1 pseudogene is annotated in these 645 nt (G+C 53.3%); it reads left to right on the top strand.

Going from position 1 to position 645, the window contains the following annotated elements:
• Positions 1-596: pseudogene (locus Q1A06_RS20905) on the top strand (IS6 family transposase); the annotation flags it as partial.
• Positions 597-645 lie beyond the last annotated feature (49 nt).

The raw sequence follows: 645 nt of genomic DNA, 5'->3' as shown, positions 1-645 counted from the left end.
ACCTCGAAGAAATCATGGCAGAGCGCGGTGTCGATTTGGATCACGCAACGCTCAACCGGTGGGTGGAGAAATATGCTGGAACTGTGGCTGATGAAGCGCAACATCGAAAGGCCCCAACGGGGCGTTCGTGGCGGATGGATGAAACTTATGTGAAGGTCAAAGGCCAGTGGACTTAACTATGCCGTGCGGTCGACAAGTACGGCAAGACCCTAGATTTCATGCTGTCGGAGCGCCGCGACGAAGCTGCAGCAACTGCGTTTTTCGTGAAAGCCGTCGGCAATAACGGCTGGCCAGACAAGGTCGTGATCGACAAAAGTGGATCGAACACAGCTGGACTGTTCAACATGAACTGCCTGCTCGTCATGTGCGGCTGGTGTTGGTTGATCACCGTCCGGCGAAAGAAATATCTCAACAATATCATTGAGCAGGACCATCGCTTCCTCAAGAAGCTCACCCGCCCGATGCAGACCTTCAAATCGCTGAATTCAGCTTCGGCCACACTTGCTGGGATCGAGGTCGCACATATGATCCGGAAAGGTCAGTTTGACCAGTCAGAGCGGTGTGGCTTCGCGCAGTTCGCTGCGCTCGCTGGATAAGTGTGCCCAACAGAAAAACGCTTCTTAAGCGAAAGATAACTTTGCGACA

The organism is uncultured Sulfitobacter sp., from assembly GCF_947497275.1.
GTDB lineage: Bacteria > Pseudomonadota > Alphaproteobacteria > Rhodobacterales > Rhodobacteraceae > Sulfitobacter.
This window is presented reverse-complemented; position numbering and strand designations above follow the sequence as displayed.